Source organism: Phenylobacterium sp. (assembly GCF_030646615.1).
GTDB lineage: Bacteria > Pseudomonadota > Alphaproteobacteria > Caulobacterales > Caulobacteraceae > Phenylobacterium.
Genome location: NZ_JAUSLG010000015.1, coordinates 1 through 4574, shown reverse-complemented (window position 1 = coordinate 4574; position 4574 = coordinate 1). Strand labels below are relative to the sequence as shown.

Annotated in this window: 4 protein-coding genes; all 4 read left to right on the top strand. The window is 69.4% G+C overall.

What is annotated here, in order from left to right; all coding sequences use genetic code 11:
* Positions 1-277: ABC transporter C-terminal domain-containing protein (locus Q7S93_RS02700; protein ID WP_304712037.1), on the top strand; the 277-nt coding region annotated here is incomplete at its 5' end.
* 536 nt (positions 278-813) lie between these two features.
* On the top strand, positions 814-2898 hold the full coding sequence (locus tag Q7S93_RS02695; RefSeq protein ID WP_304712036.1) for a hybrid sensor histidine kinase/response regulator: 2085 nt from the start codon (positions 814-816) through the stop codon (positions 2896-2898).
* A gap of 83 nt (positions 2899-2981) precedes the next feature.
* Complete coding sequence (locus Q7S93_RS02690) at positions 2982-3974, top strand: ABC transporter substrate-binding protein (protein ID WP_304712035.1); 993 nt, start codon at positions 2982-2984, stop codon at positions 3972-3974.
* A gap of 11 nt (positions 3975-3985) precedes the next feature.
* A partial coding sequence (locus Q7S93_RS02685; protein WP_304712034.1) for an ABC transporter ATP-binding protein occupies positions 3986-4574 on the top strand: 589 nt, incomplete at its 3' end.

The following is a 4574-nucleotide window of genomic DNA, read 5'->3' as shown; positions in this document are numbered from 1 at the left end:
CGCGGCCGCGGCGGCGGCTCCCGCCGCCAAGGCCGCCAAGCTCTCCTACAAGGAGCAGCGCCGGCTCGCAGAACTGACCGGCCTGGTCGCCGACCTGCCGGGGAAGATCAGCCTGCTGGAAAGCCAGCTGGCCGACCCGGCGCTTTACGCACGCGATCCGGGGGCCTTCGACCGATTTGGCCAGGCGCTGGCCGCCGCGCGGCAAAAGTTGGAGGCCGCCGAAATGGAGTGGCTGGAGCTGGAAGAGCGTCGCGAGGCGCTGGAGGCCGGGCGCTAAGCCGCGCCCACGCCATTCCTGTGGATAAGGTCCCGGGCTGAATTTGCTGACGTTTCGGCGTGCTTTCCCCAGGAAATCCACAGCCTGTCCACCGGTTGATGACACGCTGCGCACAACGGGTCGAACTCGGGCGCTTGCTTCATAGAGGGTCTGGGCGCAACGTCAAGGGGTCGAGAGGGACTGCAGCCCTGGCCGACCGGGAAACCGGGACGCAAATGGAGCAGAAGGTTCCAGGACCGATGGCGACGGGGCGACCCGGCGCCTGGGTTCGAAGGACACCGGCGTGACGGAAACCTGCGGGGCAGCCCGCATTCGAAGTCGCACCGACCTTACGATACAGGTCCGCAAGGATCTGGAATGAGGGCGACGCCGCGGCTTGCCGCAGCGCCGCCCTCTTGCCATGGGCGGAACCCTCCGGGCGCGAGATCGCGCGCGCCAGCGGCCGCCTGAGGCGGCGCACCCGACGGGGCCGCGCGCTTAACCCTTTGGCGCCAGAGCTTGGCCATAATGTCCCCAGTTTGGGGAGCGAACGGCCCATGGCGATCAACAGGGACCTCCGGCACGACACGGTGCTCGGCCTGATTCTGACGATCGGCTTCGCCGCCAGCGCCCTGTTTTGCGTCGCCCTGACCCGGGAGAGCGGCGGGGTGGCGACCCTGTGGCTGCCCAGTGGTTTGATGGCCGCCGGCTTCGTCCTGCTTCCCTGGCGCCGCGCGGCGTGGGTGGGCGCCAGCTGCACCGTGGTCGGGATCTGGGTCAATCTGTCAGTGGGGGCGCCGCTGGACGCCCTGCCCCTGTTCGCGGGCCTCAATCTGTTCGAGGCCGCCTTTGCGGCGCTGATCATTCGCCAGATCTGCGGCCCACAGCGCCGGATCTCAGACCTGGCCGCCCTGTCGCGCATTGTCGTGTTCGCCATCATTCCGGCCACCGCCCTGACCGCGGTCCTGGCTGGCGCGCTGCTGGGCTACCTCGCCCAGTCGGCGCTTCAGATCGTCGTCGGCTGGTTCACCGCCAACGCCCTCGGCATGGCGATCAGCCTGCCGGCGGTGCTGCTTCTGGCCGACCGTCGCAAGGGCCAGGCCCCGCCCCGCTCCCACCTGGAACAGACCACCATCTACGGCCTGGTGGCGTTGATCAGCATATTCGCCTATCTGCCCCACGACTTCCCGGCGCCCATGCTGTTGACGCCGGCGCTGGTCGCCGCAGCCTTCCGGCTAGGTCCGCGCGGGGTGGCCCTGTCGGCGCTGATGATGGCCATCATCGCCACCACCATGGTGGTGCTGGGTCCGCCCTATCACGAGGCCCTCAGCCAGCCGCGACGAATCCTGAACCTGCAATTCATCATCGGCACGGCCCTGTTCACCAGCCTGTCGGTCGCCCTCATCCTCTCTGAACAGGCCCGCACCCAGCGGCTGCTGGCCATGCGCACCCGGGCGGCCAGGCGCGCCCAGGCCCGGGCCCAGGCGGCCGGCGAGGCCAAGGGGGAATTTCTGGCCACCATGAGCCACGAAATCCGCACGCCGATGAACTCCATCCTCGGCTTCACCCAGACCCTGCGCCGACGCGATGACCTGCCGGACGAGGCCCGGCGGCAACTGGAATTGATCCACCGGGCCGGCGGCTCCCTGCTGGCGGTGGTGAACGACATCCTGGACTATTCCCGCCTGGACGCCGGCGAGGTCGAGCTGTCGCTCGCGCCCCAGATTCCCATGTCGGTCGCCCGCGACGCCCTGGAGATCATCACCCCTGCGGCCGAGGCCAAGGGCCTGGACATCGCGCTTGAGGAAGCCGGACCCACCGACCTGGCGGTCATGTTGGACGACCTCCGGGTGCGGCAGATTCTCCTCAACCTGCTCAGCAACGCCGTGAAGTTCACCGCCGCGGGCCAGGTGCGGCTGAAGGTCACCGCCCGGGACCAGGGCCCCGATGTCCTGCTGCGGTTCGAGGTCCACGACACCGGGCTCGGCATCCCCCGCGAGCTGATGACTCGCCTCTTCCGCCGCTTCTCGCAGGCCGACTCCTCAGTCAGTCGGGCGTTTGGCGGATCAGGCCTGGGCCTCGCCATCTGCAAGGGGCTGGTGGAGGCCATGGGCGGGCTCATCGGCGTGAAAAGCCAGCCGGGCTACGGCTCGGTGTTCTGGTTCGAGATCGTCGCTGAGCGCGCGGCCGAGTCACCGGCGGCCGCCGAGCCGGCCTCGCCCGACGCCCTGGGGCGGGTGAGGGTGCTGCTGGTGGATGACCACGCCATGAACCGCGACCTGGGCGCCACCGTGCTCGAATTGCTGGGCTGCGACGTCGCCCTGGCCTGCGACGGCGCCGAGGCCGTTGAGGCCGTCCAGGCCGACGCGTTCGACGTCATCCTGATGGACATCCACATGCCCGTGATGGATGGGGTCGAGGCCACCCGGAGAATCCGCGCCCTCGACCACGCCGCAGGGCAGACTCCGATCATCGCCATGAGCGCAGACGTCATGCCCGACATGCTCGAGCGCTGTCGACGCGCCGGCATGAACGACACCCTGGGCAAGCCGATCCAGATCGAGGCCCTGCATGCGACTCTGGCGCGGTGGACGCAGGACGCGCGCCCAGATGATGCGGCCGAGCTTCCCGAGGTCGCCTGATCGGCCAGCGCTGACGCGCAAGCCGCTTGGCGCGGCCCCAGGGGAGCCCTACCTATAGGTCGGGTCTGTTCTCGGGGGATTTCATGGGACTTCTGCGCCATCTCGGCATCGCTCTAGCCGCCCTGCTCTGCGCTTGCGCGCCCGCCGCCGACACGGACCCGGTGACAGGGGCTGACGGCCTGACCACCCTCCGTTTCGCCACCGACTGGCGGGCCCAGGCCGAGCACGGCGGCTTCTACCAGGCCCTGGCCAATGGCGAGTACGAGAAGCGCGGCCTGAAGGTGGAGATCATCCAGGGCGGCCCGGGCGTGAACGTGCCCCAACTGCTGGCCGCCGGCGCCGTGGACATGGGCATGGGCTCCAACAGCTTCATCGTCATGAACCTGGCGCAGGAAGACGCGCCGGTGACGGCGGTCGCCGCCTATATGCAGAAGGACCCGCAGGTCCTGCTGGCCCACCCCGACCAGGGAATCGAGACCATCGCCGACCTGAAGGGCCACCCGATCCTGCTGTCGGACGCCTCGGTCACCGCCTTCTGGGTGTGGCTGAAGGCCAAGTACGGCTTCACCGACGATCAGGTTCGCAAATACACCTTCAACTCCGCCCCCTTCCTGTCGGACAAGCGCGTGGCCCAGCAGGGCTATGTGACGTCCGAACCCTATACGATCGAGAAGGAGGCCGGCCTCGCCCCCAAGGTCTTCCTGCTCGCCGACAACGGCTATCCTGGCTATGCGACCATGGTCCTGGCCAGGGACGCCCTGATCGCCGAGAACCCCGAGGCGGTGCGCGCTTTCGTCGAGGCCAGCACGGCGGGCTGGCGTTCCTACCTGGACGGCGATCCGGCGCCTGGCGACGCCCTGATCAAGGCCGACAATCCGGAAATGACCCAGGACGTGCTGGATCAGGCGCGGGAGAAGCTGAAGTCGTACGGCATCGTCGACGCAGGCGATCCGGCCCTGACGGGCCAGATGAGCGACGCCCGCTGGACCGAGTTCTTCGAGATGGCCCGCGACCAGGGAGTCTATCCGGCCGATCTCGATCCGAAGTCGGCCTACACCCTCGACTTCCTGCCCTAGCCGCAGCGCCCATGGAGCCATTGGTCGCCGAACTGGCGCAGGTCGAGGTGGAGTACGGCAAGGGCCAGCTCGCGCTGGGCCCCTTCAGCCTTTCGCTGGCGCCTGGCGAAATCACCGCCCTGGTCGGACCCTCGGGCTGCGGCAAGTCCACAGCCCTGCGCCTGTTGGCCGGCCTGGAGGCGCCGACCCGCGGCCATGTGGGCCGCACCGCGCGGCGTGGCGAAACGTCCGTGGTCTTCCAGGCGCCGACCCTGGCGCCCTGGCTGTCGGCCCGGGATAATGTGGCCCTGCCGCTGGAATTGTCCGGCATGCCGCGGGGCCAGGCCCGCGGCCGGGCCGAGGCGGCCCTGGGCCGGGTGGGGCTGGCCGGCGCCGCAGGGGCGCGGCCCGCCCAGCTTTCCGGCGGCATGGCCATGCGGGTCTCCCTGGCCCGCGCCCTGGTCACCGAGCCGCGGCTGCTGCTGCTGGACGAGCCCTTCGCGGCCCTGGACGAGATCACCCGGCGGGCCCTGGCCGACGATGTCCTGCAGCTCTGGGCCGAACTCAAGCCGGCCATCGTCTTCGTCACCCACAGCGTCGAGGAGGCGGTCTATATGGCCA